Annotated in this window: 16 protein-coding genes and 1 pseudogene; 1 reads left to right on the top strand and 16 read right to left on the bottom strand. The window is 61.6% G+C overall.

What is annotated here, in order from left to right:
* Positions 1–299 precede the first annotated feature (299 nt).
* The 7 genes from M5C56_RS26950 to M5C56_RS26980 form a co-directional block, all read right to left on the bottom strand.
* Positions 300–1,937, bottom strand: coding sequence for a fatty acid--CoA ligase (locus M5C56_RS26950; protein ID WP_103499257.1), 1,638 nt, complete (start codon positions 1,935–1,937; stop codon positions 300–302).
* 24 nt (positions 1,938–1,961) lie between these two features.
* The gene (locus M5C56_RS26955) at positions 1,962–3,740 is read right to left on the bottom strand and encodes an acyl-CoA dehydrogenase C-terminal domain-containing protein (protein ID WP_103499256.1); all 1,779 of its coding nucleotides are present in this window, start codon (positions 3,738–3,740) and stop codon (positions 1,962–1,964) included.
* A 7-nt stretch (positions 3,741–3,747) separates the two neighbouring features.
* Positions 3,748–6,285 (bottom strand): MMPL family transporter, encoded by a 2,538-nt coding sequence (locus tag M5C56_RS26960; protein WP_103499255.1) that lies wholly within the window; start codon positions 6,283–6,285, stop codon positions 3,748–3,750.
* Positions 6,286–6,316: 31 nt separating this feature from the next.
* Positions 6,317–7,390 carry a YCF48-related protein gene (locus M5C56_RS26965; protein WP_103499254.1) on the bottom strand — a complete coding sequence of 358 codons (1,074 nt, stop codon included), beginning with the start codon at positions 7,388–7,390 and terminating at the stop codon, positions 6,317–6,319.
* A gap of 141 nt (positions 7,391–7,531) precedes the next feature.
* A complete protein-coding gene (locus tag M5C56_RS26970) occupies positions 7,532–8,890 on the bottom strand; it encodes a DUF1329 domain-containing protein (protein ID WP_103499253.1) in 1,359 nt (452 codons plus the stop codon).
* A 41-nt stretch (positions 8,891–8,931) separates the two neighbouring features.
* Positions 8,932–10,914, bottom strand: coding sequence for a DUF1302 domain-containing protein (locus tag M5C56_RS26975; protein ID WP_103499252.1), 1,983 nt, complete (start codon positions 10,912–10,914; stop codon positions 8,932–8,934).
* Positions 10,915–11,043: 129 nt separating this feature from the next.
* Positions 11,044–11,610 (bottom strand): alpha/beta hydrolase, encoded by a 567-nt coding sequence (locus M5C56_RS26980; protein WP_103499251.1) that lies wholly within the window; start codon positions 11,608–11,610, stop codon positions 11,044–11,046.
* A gap of 354 nt (positions 11,611–11,964) precedes the next feature.
* Here M5C56_RS26980 and M5C56_RS26985 point away from each other — a divergent pair, with 354 nt between their 5' ends.
* Positions 11,965–13,011, top strand: a complete 1,047-nt coding sequence (locus tag M5C56_RS26985; protein WP_103499250.1) for an AraC family transcriptional regulator — start codon at positions 11,965–11,967, stop codon at positions 13,009–13,011.
* Positions 13,012–13,146: 135 nt separating this feature from the next.
* Here M5C56_RS26985 and M5C56_RS26990 read toward each other — a convergent pair whose 3' ends face one another.
* From M5C56_RS26990 to fos, 9 genes and pseudogenes are all read right to left on the bottom strand, one after another.
* Positions 13,147–14,157, bottom strand: a complete 1,011-nt coding sequence (locus tag M5C56_RS26990) for a putative sulfate exporter family transporter (RefSeq protein ID WP_103499249.1) — start codon at positions 14,155–14,157, stop codon at positions 13,147–13,149.
* Positions 14,154–14,480 (bottom strand): Rieske 2Fe-2S domain-containing protein, encoded by a 327-nt coding sequence (locus tag M5C56_RS26995; RefSeq protein ID WP_103499248.1) that lies wholly within the window; start codon positions 14,478–14,480, stop codon positions 14,154–14,156. Before M5C56_RS26995 ends, M5C56_RS26990 begins: the two co-directional genes overlap by 4 nt.
* Positions 14,477–15,142 carry a DsbA family oxidoreductase gene (locus M5C56_RS27000; protein WP_103499247.1) on the bottom strand — a complete coding sequence of 222 codons (666 nt, stop codon included), beginning with the start codon at positions 15,140–15,142 and terminating at the stop codon, positions 14,477–14,479. The genes M5C56_RS26995 and M5C56_RS27000 overlap by 4 nt, the downstream gene beginning before the upstream one ends.
* Entirely contained in the window at positions 15,139–16,467 is a 1,329-nt protein-coding gene (locus tag M5C56_RS27005; protein ID WP_103499246.1) for an MFS transporter, read from the bottom strand. The genes M5C56_RS27000 and M5C56_RS27005 overlap by 4 nt, the downstream gene beginning before the upstream one ends.
* 93 nt (positions 16,468–16,560) lie before the next feature.
* The gene (locus M5C56_RS27010; RefSeq protein WP_103499245.1) at positions 16,561–17,613 is read right to left on the bottom strand and encodes a 3-keto-5-aminohexanoate cleavage protein; all 1,053 of its coding nucleotides are present in this window, start codon (positions 17,611–17,613) and stop codon (positions 16,561–16,563) included.
* 86 nt (positions 17,614–17,699) lie between these two features.
* Positions 17,700–18,548 carry a TauD/TfdA family dioxygenase gene (locus M5C56_RS27015; RefSeq protein WP_103499244.1) on the bottom strand — a complete coding sequence of 283 codons (849 nt, stop codon included), beginning with the start codon at positions 18,546–18,548 and terminating at the stop codon, positions 17,700–17,702.
* A 14-nt stretch (positions 18,549–18,562) separates the two neighbouring features.
* A complete protein-coding gene (locus M5C56_RS27020; protein WP_103499243.1) occupies positions 18,563–19,543 on the bottom strand; it encodes a quinone oxidoreductase in 981 nt (326 codons plus the stop codon).
* A gap of 162 nt (positions 19,544–19,705) precedes the next feature.
* Positions 19,706–19,891 (bottom strand): annotated as a pseudogene (locus tag M5C56_RS27025) (Sir2 family NAD-dependent protein deacetylase); the annotation flags it as partial.
* Positions 19,849–20,259 carry a fosfomycin resistance glutathione transferase gene (gene fos, locus M5C56_RS27030; RefSeq protein ID WP_103499242.1) on the bottom strand — a complete coding sequence of 137 codons (411 nt, stop codon included), beginning with the start codon at positions 20,257–20,259 and terminating at the stop codon, positions 19,849–19,851. The pseudogene M5C56_RS27025 and the gene fos, both read right to left, overlap by 43 nt.
* Positions 20,260–20,301: the final 42 nt, after the last annotated feature.

Consider the following 20,301-nt stretch of genomic DNA (forward strand, 5'->3'; position numbering starts at 1 on the left):
TATTTATTTGTGTCAGAAGAGCCGGTCAAAAGCGTTTGAATCGTATAAATGGTCTCAGATCGGTGAGGGCGTTTTGGAACAAGCTATCCCTGCTCGCTATCAGTATGACCTGGTTATCGAGCCCCCCACCGACGACAAAAACCTATGGAGCCGATATTCGTGAGTACAGGGACGGTTGGCGTGGGTGAAGGGCAAACGCCGTTACGGTAGCGCGTAAGGCACGAAAGCCTTGGTCACCGCTACCGTGCCGAACACATTGACTTCGAATGGGCGACGCCCCTCTGCCTTCGATGCGCCCTTCAGCTCAACTCACTTTCCCGGATGCGCTTCTTGTCGATCTTCCCGACGCTGGTCCTCGGAATCTCGGTGACAAACTTGAACTGCTTGGGAATCGCCCACTTATTGATCCGCCCCTGCAGGACAAACGCTTGCAAGTGCATCACCAGCGTCTTGTGGTCGAGATACTGCCCAGGCTCGCACACCACCAGCGCCATCGGCCGTTCGCCCCACTGTTCATCCACAATGCCCACCACCGCGACCGACCTGACCGCCGCATGCTCGCTGATCAGGCTCTCCAGCTCCAGGGAACTGATCCACTCCCCTCCCGTCTTGATGACGTCCTTGATCCGATCCTTGATTTCCACCCCGCCCAAGGCGTCGATAGAGGCCATGTCACCGGTGTGCATCCAGCCATTGCGCCACAACTCGGCGCCCTTTTCCGGTTCCTTCCAGTAACCTTGGGTCAACCAGGGCGCGCGCACCACGATCTCACCCAAGGACTCACCGTCATGAGCGACGTCATTGCCTCTGGCATCGATGATTTTCAGATCGACCATCGGCACCGGTGTCCCGGTCTTGATGCGCAGGGCCAACTGGGTGTGCATGGGTAATGCCAGCGCCTCTTCACGCAGGTAAGTCGTGCACAGCAACGGACAGGTTTCCGACATGCCATAACCACTGTGCACCTCAATCCCCCTGGCGCTTGCTTCGCTGGCAAGGCCCAGGGTCAGGGCACTGCCCCCCAGGAGCATTTTCCAGCCATCCAGGCGGGTCCTGGCCGCTTCCTCGCAGCCCAGGATCATTTGCAGAATGGTCGGCACACAATGGGAAAAGGTGACGTTCTCCTCACGATACAGCCGGACCAGGCTGTTGGGTTCGTAACGGCCGGGGTACACCTGCTTGAGCCCCATCAGGGTGGCGACATACGGCACACCCCAGGCATGCACGTGAAACATCGGCGTGATGGGCATGTACACATCATCGCAACGTAGCAGCGGTAGACTGGAGCCCAGCGTTCCCGCCGCATTCAAGGTGTGCAACACCAGTTGGCGGTGAGTGAAATAGACCCCCTTCGGCTGCCCGGTCGTGCCTGTGGTGTAGAACAGGGTGGCCACCGAGTTTTCGTCAAAGTCAGGGAAGTCGTACTGGTCCGTTGCCTGGGACAACAGCTGCTCATATTCACCCAGCACCGGCAGAGCCGTCTCGGCTGCCGTGTCGTCAGTGAGCTGCAGGTAACCTTTGACCGTACCCAGTTGCCCGTGGATCGGCTCGATCAAGGGCAGAAAATCATCATGCACCAGCACCAGGTCATCCTCGGCGTGGTTCATGGTATAGAGCACCTGATCCGGAGAAAGACGAATGTTCACGGTATGCAGCACCGCGCCGATCATCGGCACGGCAAAGAAACACTCCAGGTAGCGATGGCTGTCCCAATCGAGCAGAGCCACCGTGTCCCCGGCCTTGACCCCGGCAGCCGTCAAGGCATTGGCCAGTCGGCGGATACGCTGGTTGAGCGTCTGGTAGCTGTAGCGCAGTTTGTCGGCATAGACGATCTCCCGCCCAGGCTCGTAGCGAACCCCTGACAGCAGCAATCGCTTGATCAACAAGGGATAGGTATAAGCGCCTTGGGCCGGAGGAATGATTTTTGTCGCCATCATGGTTGAGGTTCCTTTTCCTTTCGATCAGAAGTGCGTTGCGTCCAGCTCGTACAGGCATTCGCTACCGGCCCTGAGCGAAGCGCTCAACGAGTGGATGCGTGGCAGCAGGCGGGCAAAGTAGAAACGTGCGGTGCCCAGTTTGCTGACGTAGAAGTCCTCCTCCGCCTGCTTGCCCTTGGCCGCTCGGGCCATCAGCGCCCACATGTAGGCATAAGCGGTGTAGCCGAACACCTGCAGGTACTCGACCGAGGCGGCACCGATTTCGTTGGGCGTGTTCGTTGCCCGATCCAGCAACCACTCCGTCAGCTCGTCGAGGGTGTCCACGGCGGCGTTCAAAGGCTTGCAGAACTCGCCGAGTCCAGCGCCGGCGTTGGCGGTGAAATGGCGGATTTCAGCGGCGAACAAACGGTAGAGCGCCCCGCCGCTACCGACGATCTTGCGCCCGGCCAGGTCCAGTGACTGGATACCGTTGGTGCCTTCGTAGATCTGCGTGATGCGGACATCGCGAACCAATTGCTCCTGCCCCCATTCGCGGATGTAACCGTGGCCGCCGAAGATCTGCTGGCCATGCAACGTGGTCTCCAGCCCCATGTCGGTGAGAAACGCCTTGGCCACCGGGGTCAGCAACGACACCAGCTCCTGGGCGCGAGAGCGGGTTGCCGGGTCCTCGCTGTACTTGGCGGTATCGAGTTGCAGGGCCACATAGCTGGAAAATGCCCGCCCCCCTTCATTGAAGGCCTTCATGGTCAACAGCATGCGCCGCACATCCGGATGCACGATGATTGGATCGGCGGCCTTGTCGATGGCCTGCGGGCCACTTGGTGCGCGGCTCTGGATGCGCTCTCGGGCATATTCGACAGCGTTCTGGTACGAGCGCTCGCCCAACGCCAGCCCCTGAATCCCCACCCCCAGGCGTTCGTAGTTCATCATGGTGAACATCGCCGCCAGGCCCTTGTTCGGCGCATCGACGATCCAGCCGGCGGCCCCATCAAAGTTCATCACGCAGGTCGCGGACGCCTTGATACCCATCTTGTGCTCAATGGAACCGCAGGACAGGGCGTTTCGCTCGCCCAGCGAACCGTCGGCATTCACTAACACTTTGGGCACCAGGAACAGTGAAATGCCCTTGGGGCCAGCAGGTGCATCCGGCAGCCTGGCCAGCACCAGGTGAATGATGTTTTCAGCCAGATCGTGCTCGCCGCCGGTGATGAAGATCTTGCTGCCGCTGATCCTGTAGCTCCCATCAGCCGAAGGCTCGGCCCGGGTTCGAATCAGGCCCAGATCGGTGCCGGCATGCGCTTCGGTCAGGCACATCGAGCCGGTCCAGACGCCGGCGTACAGGTTCGGCAGGTAACGCTCCTTGAGCGCCTGGCTGGCATGAACATTGATCGACAGGCAGGCACCGGCGGTCAGCATCGGGTATAGACCGAAAGACAGGCTGGCTGAATTGACCATCTCCTCGACCTGGGCCGAAATGGCCTTGGGCATGCCCATGCCGCCGAACTGCGGGTCGCCGCCCACGCCCACCCAACCGCCTTCGGCGAACGCCCGGTACGCCGCGACGAAACCGTCCGGGACGGTCACTTTGCCGCGGCTCCATGTGCAGCCTTGTTCGTCGCCACTGCGGTCCAGCGGCGCAATCACTTCGGCACTGAGCTTGCCGGCCTCTTCGAGGATCGCGACGGCCGTCGCTTCATCGATCACCTCGGCCAGGCCTGGCAGCCGGGCCCATAGCGTGGGCGCCTCGAAGACCTCGTTGAGGACAAAGCGCATATCGCGCAAAGGGGCTCTGTAATCAGACATCGTTGGCTTACTCCGCAATGGCCCGGGCGTGATCCCGGCCTGGATGTTGGCTTGGCGCGGTTTCACCGGTGTGCCCCGCAGGGGCGGCCTCCGGCACGGGATGACGATCAAGCGACTCCCCCCGCAACAGGAAATACGACAGGGCAGGAATCAGAATCAGGGCGCCGAGCATGTTCCACAGGAACATGAAGGTCAGCAGGATGCCCATGTCCGCCTGGAACTTGATCGGCGACCAGGCCCAGCACACCACGCCGGCCGCGAGGGTAATACCCACCAGGCCTACCACTCGGCCGGTAAACGCCACGGCGTTGCGGTAGGCCAGCGCCAGCGGCAGGCCCTGGCGCTGGTAGTGCAACTGCACACTGAGCAGGTACAACGCGTAATCGACACCGATCCCCACCCCCAGCGCAATCACTGGCAGGGTCGCCACCTTCACACCAATGCCCATGACCACCATCAACGCCTCGCAGAGGATCGAGGTCAGCACCAGTGGTAACAGCGCCACCAACGTGGCGCGCCAACTGCGGAAGGTCAGCAGGCAGAACAGCGTCACCGCCGTGTAAACGTAGAGCAACATGGTGCGATTGGCCTCGCGTACCACGATGTTGGTAGCGGCTTCGATACCGGCGGTTCCGGCCGCCAGCAGGAACTGGCGATCCGGGCTGCTGTTGTCCTTGGCAAATTTGTCGGCGATGCCAACCACCGCATCCAGGGTCTGGGCCTTGTGATCCTTGAGAAAGGCAATCACCGGCATCAGCGAGCAATCGGTATTGAACAGTTCCGGGGAGTTGACCGAGGCTTGCTGCGCGGCGTAGTTCAGGACGTCCTGGTTACGCTGGATACTGTTGAGCTTGGGGTTGCCCTCATAGGTTCCAGCCGTGATCTGGCGCACGGCGTTAACCAGCGAAGCCGTTGCCTGCACCCCCGGATACTGCTGCAGCTCCCAGGCCAGGCGGTCGGCGAGGATCAGCGTCTTGTAGCTCAGGCAACCTTCGGCGGGTGTCTTGATCATCACCGCGAACAGGTCGCTGGACAGCGCGTAGTGATGGGTGATGTAGGCGTTGTCACGGTTATAGCGAGAATCGACACGCAACTCCGGCGCCCCACTTTCAAGGTCGCCGACCTTCAGGTGCAGGCTGATCAGGAAGCCGCTGATGCCCATCAGAAGAGCGATCAGGACGGCGCCCCTGGCCCATTTGACCGTGGTGAAACGGTCGAGCCAATCCCACAGTTTGCCAAAGCCCCGATGGCTGTCCGCGCGGTTGTCGATTTTCAGGGCGCGCTCTGCCGCCTTGGCGCCCACACCGACATAGGACAGCGCCACCGGCATCAGTAACAGTGAAGTAAAGATCAGCACCGCCACACCGATGCTGGCGGTGATGGCCAAGTCCTTGATCACCGGTATGTCGATCACCATCAGCACGGCGAAGCCCACGGCGTCGGCCAGCAACGCGGTGACACCGGCAATGAACAGCCGGCGAAAGGTGTAGCGTGCGGCGATCAGCCGGTGGGTGCCACGGGCGATGTCCTGCATGATGCCATTCATCTTCTGCGCCGCGTGGGATACCCCGATAGCGAAGATCAGAAACGGCACCAGCACCGAGTACGGATCGATGGCATAGCCCAGCCAGGCGACGATGCCCAGTTGCCAGATCACCGCGACCAACGAGCAGCCGACCACCAGCAAGGTGCTGCGCACGCAACGGGTGTAGAGGAAAATGATGGCCAGCGAGGTGACCACGGCCAAGCCAAAGAACATCATCACCTGAATCAGACCATCGATCAGGTCACCCATCAGTTTGGCGAAACCGATCACCCGGACTTTGTACGGACCCTTGCCCTCTTCTCCGGCCTTGCGCGCGGCACTGTCGCCGGCGAATTCGATCTTGTCGCGCAGCTGTTCTTCGAGCATCTGCGAGAACGCTTGGTAGTTGATCGGCCGGCCGCCGGCTACCGCCTTGTCCAGCAACGGGACCACCAGCATGCTCGACTTGAAGTCACTGGCCACCAGACTGCCGACAAGTCCGGCGCGAGAGATATTCTGGCGCAACTGTTCGATCTGCTCGGGCTTGCCCTCATAGGTATCGGGCATCACCGGCCCACCCTGGAAACCGTCTTCGGTGACTTCGGTCCAGCGCACCGCCGGACTCCACAAGGATTTCATCCAGGCGCGGTCGACGCCTTCGGCGAGGAACAGTTGGTCATTGACTTGCTTGAGCACGTCCAGGTAAGCGGGGTCGAAAATGTCACCCCGGGTGTTCTCGATCACCACCCGCACCGAGTTGCCCAGGCCGCGCAGCGACTGGCGGTTCTCCAGGAAGTTCTGGATATACGGCTGGCTGCGAGGAATCATGTTCTCGAAGCTGGGACGCAGTTCCAGGCGCGTTGCGCCCATGTAGCCCAGCACCACCGTGGCCAGGGCCATCAGCAGCATGAACAACGGGCGATGATTGAACACCAGCCGTTCCAGGCGATTGCCGGAACGGCGGTCGAAGTCACGCACGTCTCGGATCACCGGCATGGTGTCTTGCTTGATAGTGCCCATGTCTGGGTTCTCGCTCTAAGGGTTCGAGGTCTTATTCTTCGGGCAATGCCTGGACACCACGGTTGCCCACCACCACCAGGACACCATTGACCGCCTGGACGGCGCCGGCCACCGGTAGCGGCACGGGCTCGCGCACCAGGCGCATGTCCGCGCCGCTCCCCTGGCTGAGCAACATCTGCCCGCCCTGGGTGAACAAGCGGTAACGACCACTGGCGTCGACAATGCCGGCGGTGATGCTGATGTGCAGGCCGCTGTCCAGCGGGATCCAACTGAGGCCGCCATCGGTGCTGCGCCACACGTTGCCGCGCAAGCCGTAGGCGAGCACTTCGCCAGGTTTGCCGAGCACACCGAAAAAACTGCCCTGATAGGGCGTCGGCACCGCGGCAAAGCGCTGACGGGTGTCATCCCACTTGAGCAACAGGCCCTGTTCCCCGGCGATATACAGCCCGTCGCCGGTGGACGCGATGGCGTTGAGGTGAAAGCCCTGGGGGTTGTCGGTGCGATCCTGGAACGGGGTCCAGGTCTGGCCACCGTCCTCGGTACGCAGGATCAGGTTGAACACACCGACCACATAGCCGAGGTTGTCGTTGGCGAACCAGACGTCGAGCAAGGGTTTGTCCGCGCCCTGCTCCACCAGCCGCTGGCCCTCGATGGCCAGCAACGGCCATTGTGGGTTACCCGGTTCGGCACGGGCCAATGCCCCATAGTGCTCGACCAGCAAGGCACCGATCTGGCGACCGTCCAGTTGCTTGTGCCAGGTCGCGCCGGCGTCGCTGCTGTGCAAGACCACGCCGTCGTTGCCCACCGCCCAGCCCTGCCGTGCAGACGGGAAGTTCACCGCGCTGAGATCGGCGCTCACCGGCACTGCGGCTTGCTGCCAGTGTTTGCCGGAATCGTCGGAATAGAGAATGTGGCCACGCTGCCCGACCGTAACCAAGCGCAGACCGGCGCGCGCCACGCCCAACAACGGGCTGCTGAGCGCCAGAGGGCTGGCTCGGGCCGGCAGATCCAGCACATCAATGTAGGCGCCCGCCTGGGCCAGGCCCTGCAACAGCACAAACACGGCGCCCAGGGCCAATTGCAGGTATTTTTTATACGAACACATACCGCGTCCTCTTCGAAAAGCTGCGCAGGAACACACAACCGTGCAGTCCGACGTTCAAACTTCGCCGCCCAGACGAACAACCACGCACCAGCCCACTGCCTTGTCAGCAGTGGCCCGGAAGGACGTGTTGTCGTCGTGCGCTTAGCGAATGCCGCTACCGGCCAGCGACTCCGGCGACCACTGCGCCTTGGAGAGCGGCTCGATGTACTTGATACCGCCGTAGGGCCCTACCACACCGTTGATGTTGTAGGAGCCGCCGACCAGGTCATAGATCATGAAGGGCGTGGAGTCCGGGATCTGCTTGTCATAGCTTTGGCTGAGGAACGCAAAGGAGCCACGGTACAACTGACCGCGGGCGTCGTACTCGTCGGAAGCCAGAGCGGTCCAGCTGTCTTCATCCAGGTAGAAGCGACGCTTCTGGTAGATGTGCCGAGCGCCGGCCTTGAGGGTGCCCTCCACCACCCAGACCCGGTGCTTTTCCCAGCGCACATAGTCGGGGGCCAGGTGATTGGCGGTGGTCAGTGACTTGGGGTCCTGGGCGTAGGTCAGCTTGTAGGTGTTGTAGGGCACGATCATTTCCTGCTTGCCCACCAGCTTCCAGTCGTAACGATCCAATGCACCGTTGAACACAAAGACATCGTCATAGGTGCCCGCACCAGCGGTGCCAGGGTTAGGCGTGTCGTAGGCCAGATCCGGCGCCAGCTTGACCCGGCGCTGGCCTGGCAGGTACTGCCAGCCGCGGCGTGGCTGTTGCAACGGGTTGGCGGCGTCCTTGAGCATCACGGCCTCGCCGGCCCGGCGTGCGGGCCCGGTGTAAGACAGCTTCATCTGGTAATACACGTCGGTGCTGCCGATCGGCTTCTCCAGGTTTTCGTAGATCGGATAGGAGATGAACGCTTGCCCGGTGATGGCCAGGCTCGCAACGCCGGCGGAATCGACGTTCCAGGAGTCGTACTTGGAGCTGATGCTGACCCCCTGATAACGCAGCAGGAAGTTCCACATGGCCTCATTGCCCGTCTGTGGAATCGGAAACGGCACGCCGGGCAGCACGTTATCGATGGCCAACCCACCTTCCAGGGACTTGGCCCCAGTGGCATTTTTCACACCGTTATCCAGCACGGCCTTGGGTAGCGTGACGGTACGGTGGGTCGGATAGACATTGATATGGAAGGTCGGGAAACGCTTGGCCAGTTCGGCGCTGGTCGCCGTGAGTTCACCCTTGTACTGATCGACATTCTTGCCATCAATCACCAGCAGCGGCTTTTCATCGGCAAAGGGATCCGGACGCATACTGTCACCGGTCTTGAAACTGGCCGGCGGGGTACTCAGGCCGCCCGAATAGGCGGGTATGGAGCCGTCGGCATTCGCGGCTTTTTCAGCGCCGACCAAGGTCAGGCTGCTGCCCAGTTTGGCGGCCTCCTGAGCCGAAACAGCGGCCTGTGCCTGAGCGGCGACGGCCATGGCCAGTGAAACGGCCAGCAATGTACGCACGAATTTCATCTTGTTGTTCTCCTGCCAGCGTGACTGGGGCCATACGTGAATCAAAAGGTGGTTTTCATCGTCAGATACACGGCGCCACGGTCCGCGGTGGTTGCGCCGCCTCCGGAAAAGGCCGAGTAACCGCCGGCATAACAGGCGTAGTTCTGGTTGCCGCTGAAGGCGTTCGGTGTCGAGCCGTTACCGCTACCGGCAGCGGCCGCGCCGCTACTCACGCCACTGACGTCGCACTTGTCGGTCTTGCCAAAGGAGTCCACGTACTTGAGGTCGACAAAGTATTTGTTGTACACGACGGCACCGAAACCGACGGCATAGTTGCCAGTGTCCTTGGCTCCTCCACCGGACACCGGCGACACACCGGCGATGCCGGCGTTGATGGACAACGGCATGTTCAAGTCGACACCGGGTAACACCTGATACCAGGTCGGGGTGAAGTTGACGGCGATGCCCCAGTTGTCCCGGGTCGGCGCATCGATACCGCGATAGCTGGCCTGGCCCTTGTAGAGCGCCGCATTCTTGCTATCGAGTTTGAGCAGGTTGCTGTAGTACAGCTCGGAGAGCAGGGTCGCCGAATCGAACAGCGACGTTTTGGGCAGGGTCATCAGACCGTTGAGCGTCCAGTGCAACGTGTCACCGGTGGCGCTCATACTGTCGCCGTTGCTCGGTGTGTCATAGATCACCCCCGTCGCGGCCGTGCGCGCCGGCAGCAGGCCCAGGCCAGCCCCCAGACCATTGGGACTGGTGGAGCTGACAATCGCCGGGATACTGGCCAGAGGCATGTTGTGACGGATGCTCAGGTCCGAGCCCACGCTCACACCGTCTATCTCCTTGGACAGGCTCAGGCCGAAGATATGGATGTCGTCGGCATAGGCCAGTTGATAGGTGCTGGTGCTCAACGAGTTGAGAACGTTGACGACCGGGCTCGGCGACGGCCCTTTCGAGGTGATGCCGCGAGCATCGAGCCAGGCCTGGGGCAGGATGTCCGAGGTCTTGCGATAGTAGAGACCCAGCGTACCGTCCAGCCACTTAGGCGACCACTTGGCCATTACCCCCCAGTCGCCCATGTTGCTCGGCGTCAAGTCAGTCCCGCGACGCACATTGGTCAGTCCGTTACACGGCGCCAGGCCGCAGTTCGTCGGGGTGCCCACCGGAGCGTTGGTGTTGCCCAGCAGGAACGACTGCGCACCGGACCCGACCAGATCGGAACCGCCATAGAAAGTCCCGGCTTCCGGCAGGCGGGCGGCATCCCAGTGGAGGAAATACTGGGCGCCGACCGTCAACTCGGGATTGACGGTGAACGACATCGACAGCTGGTTACGCGGAACGAACAGCTCCTTGGCTTCGGTACCGGGCGAGGCCGCCAGCTTCGCCAGGTCCAGACCCGACTGGCCATAGCTCATCGAATGCACCGGGTTGAGCACCGTCTCGCCCCAGAACACGTTGTGCTGACCCGCTTTAACACTCAGCAGGGACTCTTCGCCCACGTCAGTGCTATAGAACACGAAGGCATCCAGGATTTCGCCGGAAGGACCGGTGTAGTAACGCTGGGCGTAGTTGCTAAGGTTCGAACTGCCATTGCCGACGCCCTTGACCCCCGTAGGCCGTGGATCGTTGGCCACCAGGCCGGACGTTGAGCCATTGCCGTTGACGAACGGATTGGCAGTGGAGCCGACATTTTCATAGGCCCGGTCATACCAACTGGCGGTACTGACACGAAAGCCCATGCTGTTCTTGTAGACCACGTCCATCTCGGTCAACAGGTCGACACGATCGGTGACCGTGCTCCCGGCCTTGCGGAAGTTGTAGTCGCCATCGTTGTTGTTCGGCGTGCCCAACATACGCTTGTCGGCGTTTTCGGTGCGCACCCCGTAGTTGTATTTGACCGTGTTATCCAGGCGCGCGCTCCAGTCCGGGTTACCCGTGTCCAGCTCCATCGCCTGGGCCGTCGGCAGGGCCGTGGCCAGAATGGCCGAGGCCAGCAAGGTGTACCGCGAGGGTGCGAACCCGAGACGCTTGTTGTTATGCATTGCGTTGTCTCCGCCATTTTGTAGTTGTTTTAAGCGCAGCCGCCCTCACGCAACCCCTTGTGCCAGAGGCCAACGTTTTTCAGGAATGAGGGCAAATGCCGGTTGGCGTGGGGCCAGCCGGCGCCTGAATTAGCGATCCAGCTCCAGGACCAGGGCTTCGGCCTGCGGCCAGGGGCCAAAACCTGCCGCTGGATTGAGATGACCCACCGCGCCGAAGTTGCGCAGTTCGGCGCCCCAGCCCGCGGCCAGGCCGGTGACGGCCGAGAGGCTGGCCAGGTGATCGTTGCTGCTGGCGGCGACGATCGCCGGGAACGGCAACGGGCCTTGGGGTAGAGGATTCCAACCCTGGCGACGCAGGGTTTCAGAGCAAGGGTAGCCTTGCGGCCAGTCGGCATCGAGATCCGGTGGCGCGACCAGCAAGGCGCCCTTGATCGGGCGGGTGTACTGAGCCGCCCAGTGGGCAACCATCAACACGCCGGCGCTGTGGGCCACCAGGATCACCGGCCCGTCGATCTGCTCCAGTTCGTGCTGGATCGCCCGCACACGCGCCGCGCAGTCGAGCTTGTCGGTTTCCAGCGGCGGCACACTGCGCACCTTGCAGAGCCTGGCGGCCAGCAGCGTTTGCCAATGCTCGGCCACGTGCTCGCGCAGGCCCGGTACGATCAGAACGGTTGCGGCAGTTAGCAGTCTGTCCACTTCAACACCTTCGCTTTCTCGATGACTCGACTGGCTCTATCGCCAGAGGCTTTTTGTAGGACTGACATTAAAGAGCGCCCACCCCTGCCGCTTTTCATTGGACGTCAGGCACTTTTCTTTTGATGACAGATTTCCCGGCGCGGGCGTGCCGCGACCACCGGTCTCAAGACCCGGCGAGCGGGTCGCGGGTTGCCGTAATCATTGAGTGAAGGGCTCGGGCTCCCGTCAGTCGCGGTGATCCGGGACTGAAGGGGGTGCGTTTCATCAACTTTGTTACAACTGTTCAAGTTCCGACGCGCTGGATATAGTCGACAGGCTCGTTTCCATCGCCACCGGCCCAGGAAAGACCTCTGCATGCCAAAGCTTGTTCGCGCCGCCGTCTTGACCAACTACCTGGAGGTCACCCAATACCTGGGCTTCAACCCGCGCGATGTGCTGGCCGGCGTCGGCCTGAGCAAGGCCCAGTTGCAAGCGCCCGAACAGCGTATCGCCATCGATGCCGCCGTGCGCCTGCTGGAAGACTCGGCCGCCGCCAGCGGCTGCCAGAACTTCGGCCTGAGCATGGCGGAATCGCGCCAGCTCTCGGACTTTGGTGTGGTGAGCCTGCTGCTCAGCCACCAACGCACGCTGCGTGAGGCCCTGCAGGTGGTGGTGCATTACCGGCACTTGATGAACGATTCGCTGGCCATCTTTATTGAAGAGGCCGGCAAGATGGTGATCATTCGCGAGGAGGTGGTCACCGAATCGCCGATGCCCTCCCGGCAAGCCATCGAGCTGGCCATCGGCGTGATGTTCCGTCTATGTGCCGCGGTGCTCGGCACCCACTGGCGCCCCTACAGCGTCAACTTCACCCACCAGCCCCCCGATGACCTGCACCTGCATCGTCGTCTGTTCGGCTGCACCCTGGAATTTGGCAGCGAGTTCAATGGCATTGTCTGTTCCAATGCCAGCCTCGACATGACCAATCCCCATGCCGATCCGGCCATGGCCCGTTATGCGCAAAGCTACCTCGACTCGCTGCTCGGCCACGAAGGCCCGTCGATGCTGTTCGAAGTGCGCAAGGCGATCTACCTGTTGTTGCCGATGGGCCGCGCCACCATCGAGCAGATCGCCCAGACCCAGGGCATGAACGTAAGGACCCTGCAACGTCGCCTGAAGGACGACGGCTGCGCCTTCAACGACCTGATCAACGACGTACGCCGCGACCTGGTGCTGCGCTACCTGGATAACCCGAACTACTCGCTGGGACGGATCGCCGACATGCTCGGTTATTCCATGGCGAGCTCCTTCACTCGCTGGTTCATCACCCAGTTCGGCATGCCACCCGCCGCCTGGCGCAGCACGCAAAAGCAGGCTGGCGGCAAACTCTCGAGCGACTCCACGCCGCCCAGAGCCTCCTGAACGCGAGGCAAAAAAAACGGCGACTGCTGGTACAGTCGCCGCGAAAGAACCGGTGTGTGTGACACCGGTCGAGCACCCTGCGACGACGAGGTATCAACGCAGTGCCGCCTGGCCAGCAAGCACCTACAGCCGCGCTTAAAAGCCCCAGTGCAGCAATAGCAGCACCAGCACAGCCAGGAATACCGTCTCTCCCACCATCAACAGAATGGGCTTGATGCCGACAGCGGCCAGTTCCTTGAGCTGAGTTTTCATCCCCAGGGCGCTGATGGACACCACCAGGCTCCAGCGCGACAGCTCATTGACCGCGCCCTGCACCACCGGAACTACCCAGCCAGTACTGTTGAGACAGGCCAGCAGCACAAAACCGACAGCGAACCACGGAAGCAGCGGTGGGCGCTTGCCCGTCGGGTCGGCGCCCTGCATGCGGGTGACCATCGCCCCAGCGACGATCACCGGCACCAGCATGGCCACCCGCATCAGCTTGACCACCGTCGCCGTATCGCCGGTCTCGGTCGACATGCTGTAACCCGCACCGACCACCTGAGCCACATCGTGGATGGTCGCGCCAAGGAACACGCCGGCCAGTTTCGGTGACAGCGACAGCCAATTGGCGATCATCGGGTAGAGGATCATCGCCGTGGTGGACAATGCCGATACCCCGATCACGGTGAACAGCGTGGCACGCTCCTTCTGCGGATGATTGGGCAGCGCCGCCGCCAGGGCCAGCGCCGCCGACGCACCACAGATCGCGGTGGCGCCTCCCGTGAGCAGGCCGAACAAGCGCTGAAAGCCCAGTGCCTTAGCCGCCACCACCGAGACGCCAATCGTCACCACCACCAGAATCACCACCAGGGCCACGGGCTTCCAGCCCAGCGCGGCAATCTGTTCAAGAGTGATACGCATGCCCAGCAGCGCGACCCCCATGCGTAACACGGTGCGTGCGGTGAACTCGATACCGGCCTTACAGGCCCCCTCACCGGCCAGGAAATTCAGCGCCATGCCCAGCAGCAGGGCAAACAACATCACCGGTGCTCCGTAATGCTCGGACAAGAACGACGCCGCCGCCGCAACGATCAGGCTGATCACAAGACCGGGCACCAACTCACGCGTTCGGCTATGCATACGGGTAAAAGCGATGGCGCTCATGGCGCGGTCTCCTCGGAAACGATGACGATAAATGCCTGGCCTTCAATGACTTCGACCGGGTAGTGGGCGACTTTGAGCAGGGTCGAATTAAGCAGGTAGCCACTACGCAGATCGAAGCGCAGGCCATGGGCGCAGCACTGAATCACCCGGCCCTCAAGGCGTCCGCCGCACAGCGAGGCACCCTGATGGGGGCAACTGTCATCGATGGCGAACAGCTCACCGTCGATGTTGAACAGCGCCAGACTTTTCTCCTCAAATTCCACCAGCGCACGACCACCCACCTGCGGGAGTTTTCCGGCAGGCACCGGGACACGCCTGCTCATAGGGTTTGCCACGCGCGCCGGTTTTCCTGAAGGGCTTCGCCCATGACACCCACCAGCACCTCGGCAGGCTGGGCACCGACCGTCGTCAGGCAACCATTGAACTGAAAACTGGGCACACCGCTGGACGCCGCCGCGTCATTGCCTGAAAAGGGACTGGCGTCCCCTTTCAGACAGTCCGCCAATTCGTCCATGTCGTAACCACACGCTTGACCGATGGCGAGCAAGGTCTGCGGGCAACCCAGGTCCTCGCCAAACCGGAAATAGGCGGCGAACAGACGCTCCAGCAACGCGTCGCGTCGAACGCTATCGCCCAGCACGCTGGCACGCGCCAGCAAGCGATGGGCATCGGCGGTATTGGGCATGATGGCGATGCGACTCAGGTCAATGGCCGCCCCCACCGCCATCGCGGCCCGTTGCACCTGGAGCTGACGCAGACTCACCGCTTCGTCACTGCCCAGGCGCTGGCGATAAAACTCGGCGAAGGGTTCGCCCTGCACCGGCAGGTGTGGCAATAACTGCACCCCATGCCACTGCGTGGTGATTTCCACCCCCGGTTGCTGGAGGTGCAACAGGTCCTGCGCACGATCCAGTTGACGTTTGCCGATCAGGCACCAGGGGCAGATGAAATCGAAAAACACATCAATACGTAAATGACTACTCACACCTTCACCCCTGATGTCGCTTCACTTTCCAAATCGTCGGCACGCTCGCCGGCCAGCCGGGCGATATCCTTGTGGTAATGGCACTTGGCATAAAAAAACACCGCCGCCGCCGCGATGCTCACCAGGGGCACCCACTGGAACGCGGCATGTAAGCCGATCACATCAGACAGCTTGCCGGTGATGAACGGCCCGGGCGCCAACCCCAGCAGGTTGTTGGCCAAGGTCAGCGTGGCAAAGGCCGTTCCATGGACCGAATAGTGGGTCAGGTTGGCGACCATCGCCCCGGCCGGGCCCGTGGTACCGGCGGCCATCAGCATGCCCAGGCAGATCAACAGCAGTTGCGCAGGCCCCGCCGACAAGGCGAACGCCGCTGACAGCAGCAGGCAACTGCCCAGGCAGTAAGCAATGGCCAGGGCCACCTTGCGCTCCGGACAGTGGCGACACAGGCGGTCGCTGAGCATGCCGCACAGAATCATCCCTGCGCCGCTGCACAGCACGATGATCGCCGCGACGCCACCGGCCTTGTCCGTGGCCATGGCGTAATACCGATTGAGGTAGCTGGGCATCCACACAATCACAGTGCCGCCGACGAACAGTTGCAGGCCGCTGCCGATATAGGCCGCGATCACCGAGCGGCTGGAACACAGCGTGCTCAGCGGACGCTTGACCGCCGCCGCGGCCTTGTTCACGGCCAGGCTCGCGCGTTGCGGGGCAATGCGCGCTTCGCGGACGATGATCGGGTAAAGCACCGCCAGCAGCAGGCCGAACAACGCCATGCCGGCGAACGACCAGCGCCAGCCCAGCTTGGCTGCGATGGCCCCGCCCAGGGCCATGCCCAATACCGAACCGAACATGCCACCCGCCATGAAGGCACTGGCCAGGGTTGCCCGCAGATGCTTGGGAAACACCGAAATCACCACGGCGATGCCAACGCTGCCGTAGGCCGCCTCGCCGACACCCACCATGAAGCGGGCGATAAACATCTGCGGGTAATCCTGGGCCAAGCCACAGCCCAGGGTCGCCAGGCTCCACAGCAAGGCCATCAGCGCCAGACTCTTGACCCGACCGAAGCGATCCGCCAGCAGCGAGAGAGGGAATGTCAGCAGGCCGACCATCAGGGCGACAACGCCACTGAGCAGGCCGAGCTGACCATCGCTCAGGGCCCACTCCCCCTTGAGCAGGGGGAACACCGCGTTCAGGACCTGGCGCGACATGTAATCGGAAATCAACAAGCCGAACGTCAGTGCAAAAACGATCCAGGCATAGGTGCGCGTAACGCCGACGCCACTGCAGTCGTCATCGGCGGCGATTGGGTGAAAGGCCATGCAGCCTCCTCGAAACTCGGTTTTATTTGTTGTTATCGAGCGTGTTGCAAGGCACTGAACGGAAGGCCCTCGGCCTCCCGTCCAGGCTGCCGGTCAGCCGCGTTGCGGTACACCCTTTTGTCCAGCCTTGCGGTTGGGCGCCATACCGTTGGCCAACAGGGTTTCTTCGATACTCTGGTACTGCACACCGATACGGTAGATCTCACGGGCTTGTTTGCCCGTGGCGATGTCACGCCCCAGTTCATGGGCGATGCGCACGGTCTGCTGGATCTGCTGCACCGAGCTGAAGCGCTGGCCGTGGTGATCGATGATGGTGTCTTCAATGCCCACTCGCGGGTGCATGCCCATGGCCATTGCCATGGTGTTGAACGGCAGCACGTTCTTGAGCAGCGATTCGGAGGTCAAGGTGCAGCCGTCCGGCGCGCGGTGGACAAAGTTGAAGAAGTTGAACGGATTAGGCCCGTCGAAACCACCGCCAATGCCGATCCAGGTCAGGTTCAACGGCCCCATGTAGGCGCCCTTGCGCACCAGACGCTCAAGCGTCTCCATGGCATGCATGCCGGTCAGTTGAAAATGCGGCTGCACACCCGCCGCCATCAGTCGACGCAGGTGCTCCGCGACCCAGGCCGGCCCCGCAGGCACGGTCATCTCGCTGTAGGCCGCCTGATAGGCCGGGTTGGCCAGGGAGGTGCCTTCCAGGTATTCCGGATACAGCAGCTCCATGATGTTCATCTGGGTGGTGTTGATGGCCACCGTGACCTGGTCCGGTTTCGGCGTCAGCTCGGCCAGCATATGACGGGTATCATCAGACAGCCACTTGGCGGCTTCACCATCGCTTTCGGGCGCGAAGGAAATCGAACCGCCGACCTGGATGATCATGTCCGGTACGGCTTCGCGCACGCCGGCGATCAATTCGTTGAACTTGGACAGGCGCTTGGAACCCTTGCCGTCCAGCTCGCGCACATGCAGGTGCAAGACCGTGGCGCCAGCTTCATAACAATCGACCGCCTTCTGCACTTGCTCATCCATGGTCAGCGGGATGTCTTCGGGAAAGTCTTCCGGCATCCACTCCGGGCCATAGGGGGCCACGGTGATGACCACCTTTTCCATGTTTTCCGGGTGCAGGGAATCGTCGAAGAATTGCATGAGTTACTCCTATTATTATGATTGTCCGCCTGCCCGGGGTCATACCGGGCAGGCGTGTCTGCGAGTGCGAATGCAGCGGCGGTCGATCAGAACGTCTTGTCGCCGATAATCCCGGCACGCTCCATCTTGCGATGGCACGGCGGGTAATCCATGACGGCGTAGTGCTGGGTACTGCGGTTGTCCCAGATGGCGATGCTGTTGGGTGTCCAGCGCCAGCGCACCTGATACTCGGGGATATAGGCCTGGCTGATCAGGTAACGCAGCAACTCGCCGGCCCCTGGATTGGCGTCCTGGCCGAAGCGCACCCGCTCAGGGGTGTGGTAGTTGCTGAAGTGGGTGGTAAAGGCGTTGACGAACAACACCTTTTCGCCGGTTTCCGGATGGGTGCGGACCACCGGGTGCTCGGCATCCGGGTACATCGCCTTGAGCGCCAGGCGTTTTTCGATCGGCATGGCCGCGCCGAAGCTGGCTTCGATGCTGTGGCGGGCACGCAGGTCGGCAATCTTCGCCTTCACGTCATCCGGCAAGCGGGCATAGGCCTCCACCATGTTGGCCCACATGGTGTCACCGCCGACCGGCGGACACTCCACACACCGCAGCACACAGCCCATTGGTGGGGCCTCGCGCCAGGTGGCGTCGGTGTGCCAGGCGTTCTCGTAGCGGTCGCTTGGCTGATCCGGGCTCTTGTAGATGCGTACCAGCCCCGGATGATCCGGGTCGCTGCCGGCCACCGGATGATCCTCCAGCTCGCCGAAGCGACGGGCGAAGGCCACATGCTCGGCACGCGTGATGTTCTGGTCACGCAGGAACACCACCCGATGCTTGAGCAACTGGGCACGAATCTCGGCAAACAGCCCCTCGTCATGCAAAGCATCGGCGAGGTTGACACCGATCAGCTGCGCACCGATGTTGCAGGTCAATTGTTCGACTTTCATGGAAGGCGGCCCCCCTAGATGACGAAGATCGATGAACCAGTGGTCTTGCGTGACTCCAGGTCACGATGGGCCTGTACGGCATCCTGCAAAGCATAGTGCTGGTTGATCTCTATCTTGATTCGACCGCTGCCAACGTGGTCGAACAGCTCGCCAGCCAGAGCGGCTTTTTCCGCCGGGTCGGCGATGTAGTCTGCCAGCGCCGGGCGGGTCAGGAACAGCGAGCCCTTCATCGCCAGCAGTACCGGATCGAAGGCCGGGATCGGACCGGATGCCGTGCCGACGCAAACCATCAGGCCGCGACGCTTGAGCGAATCCAGGGAGCCCATGAACGTGTTCTTGCCGACACTGTCGAACACCACGTTGACCCCGACGCCGCCGGTCAATTCACGAACGCGCGGGGCGACGTCTTCATGGCTGTAGTTGATGACATGATCGCAACCATGGGCCCGGGCGACTTCCGCCTTGGCCTCGGTGGACACGGTGCCGATCACGGTCAGGCCAAGCAGCTTGGCCCACTGTGAAACGATCAGGCCCACACCACCGGCGGCGGCATGCAGCAAAATACTGTCGCCGGCCTTGAAGTCGTAGATACGACGCATCAGGTACGACGCCGTCAGGCCGCGCATGGTCATGGCCGCAGCCGTCTCGAAACTGATGGTTTCCGGTAGCTTGATCAGCGGCGCAGCCGAGATCAGTCGTTCGGTGCTGTAGGCCCCCAGGGTGTTGAGAAAACCGGTGTAGGTAACGCGATCCCCCACCTGCACATGGGTGACGCCCTCACCGACGGCCTGCACGACACCCGAAGCTTCAACCCCTATACCGTTGGGCATCGGGATCGGGTAGGTGCCGTTGCGAAAGTAGGTGTCGGCATAGTTCAGACCGACCGCCACATGACGAAGACGAACCTGGCCTGGACCAGGTTCGCCCACTTCGACGTCCTCATAACGAAGGACTTCGGGACCTCCGGTTTCGTGGAAGCGTATGGCTTTGGCCATGTTTTCTTATTCTCCAGTCTGCAATATTGGCGTGCTGCGTCGATTTACGCTGATTGGACTGTAGGACTCCGGCATGCGCACCGCTTCTCATCAGACGACAATGGCTTTTCATTTCATGACAATTTTAGCGGGCAGGTATGCGCTATTCGCAGGGCAGCATGTGAAGGGAGGGTCATTGCGGAACACTTGAGCAGTAGCCAGTACAGCGGGGTCGAAGTTCTCCCACAGACCGGTCAAGGCATCGCGAAATGTCGGGATGCCACTTTCAGCGGAAATGCCTGCGTCGGAAAATGGGCCAGCAGCGGTCAGTCGAAAAACTCCATACCCTCGTAAGGTCGGAGCCGACATTGATCAAGTCGAGAAGTAAGGCTGCCCACGTGCACCTCTAGCCGATGACCATCAGGGTCTGAAAAATAAAATGAGTCACCTTCGCTCGAATTACTTTTCCACTCAACGACGTTAAGTGCTCGCAGGTGCGCGGTTACTTTTTTGAAATCTTCCTGTTCGACCGAAAGCGCGTAATGCGTGTAATCCATATTCTTTTCTGTCTCCCTGCTCTCATCCAGAGACAGACATAGCCAGAGATCGCCCAGAGAAAGATACGCCCCCGCCACCCAGCGTGCGGTCAATCGAAAACCAGGTAAGGACTCATAGAACTCGACGCTCCGAGAGAGGTTCGCAACCGCCAACGTGAGATGATTCAGACCAGTCAACATGAGCCATTATCCAGAAGAAATCTCGGGGGGCACTGAGGATAT

The sequence above is a fragment of the Pseudomonas sp. MWU13-2862 genome (genome assembly GCF_023242495.1).
GTDB classification, from domain to species: Bacteria; Pseudomonadota; Gammaproteobacteria; order Pseudomonadales; family Pseudomonadaceae; genus Aquipseudomonas; species Aquipseudomonas gingeri_D.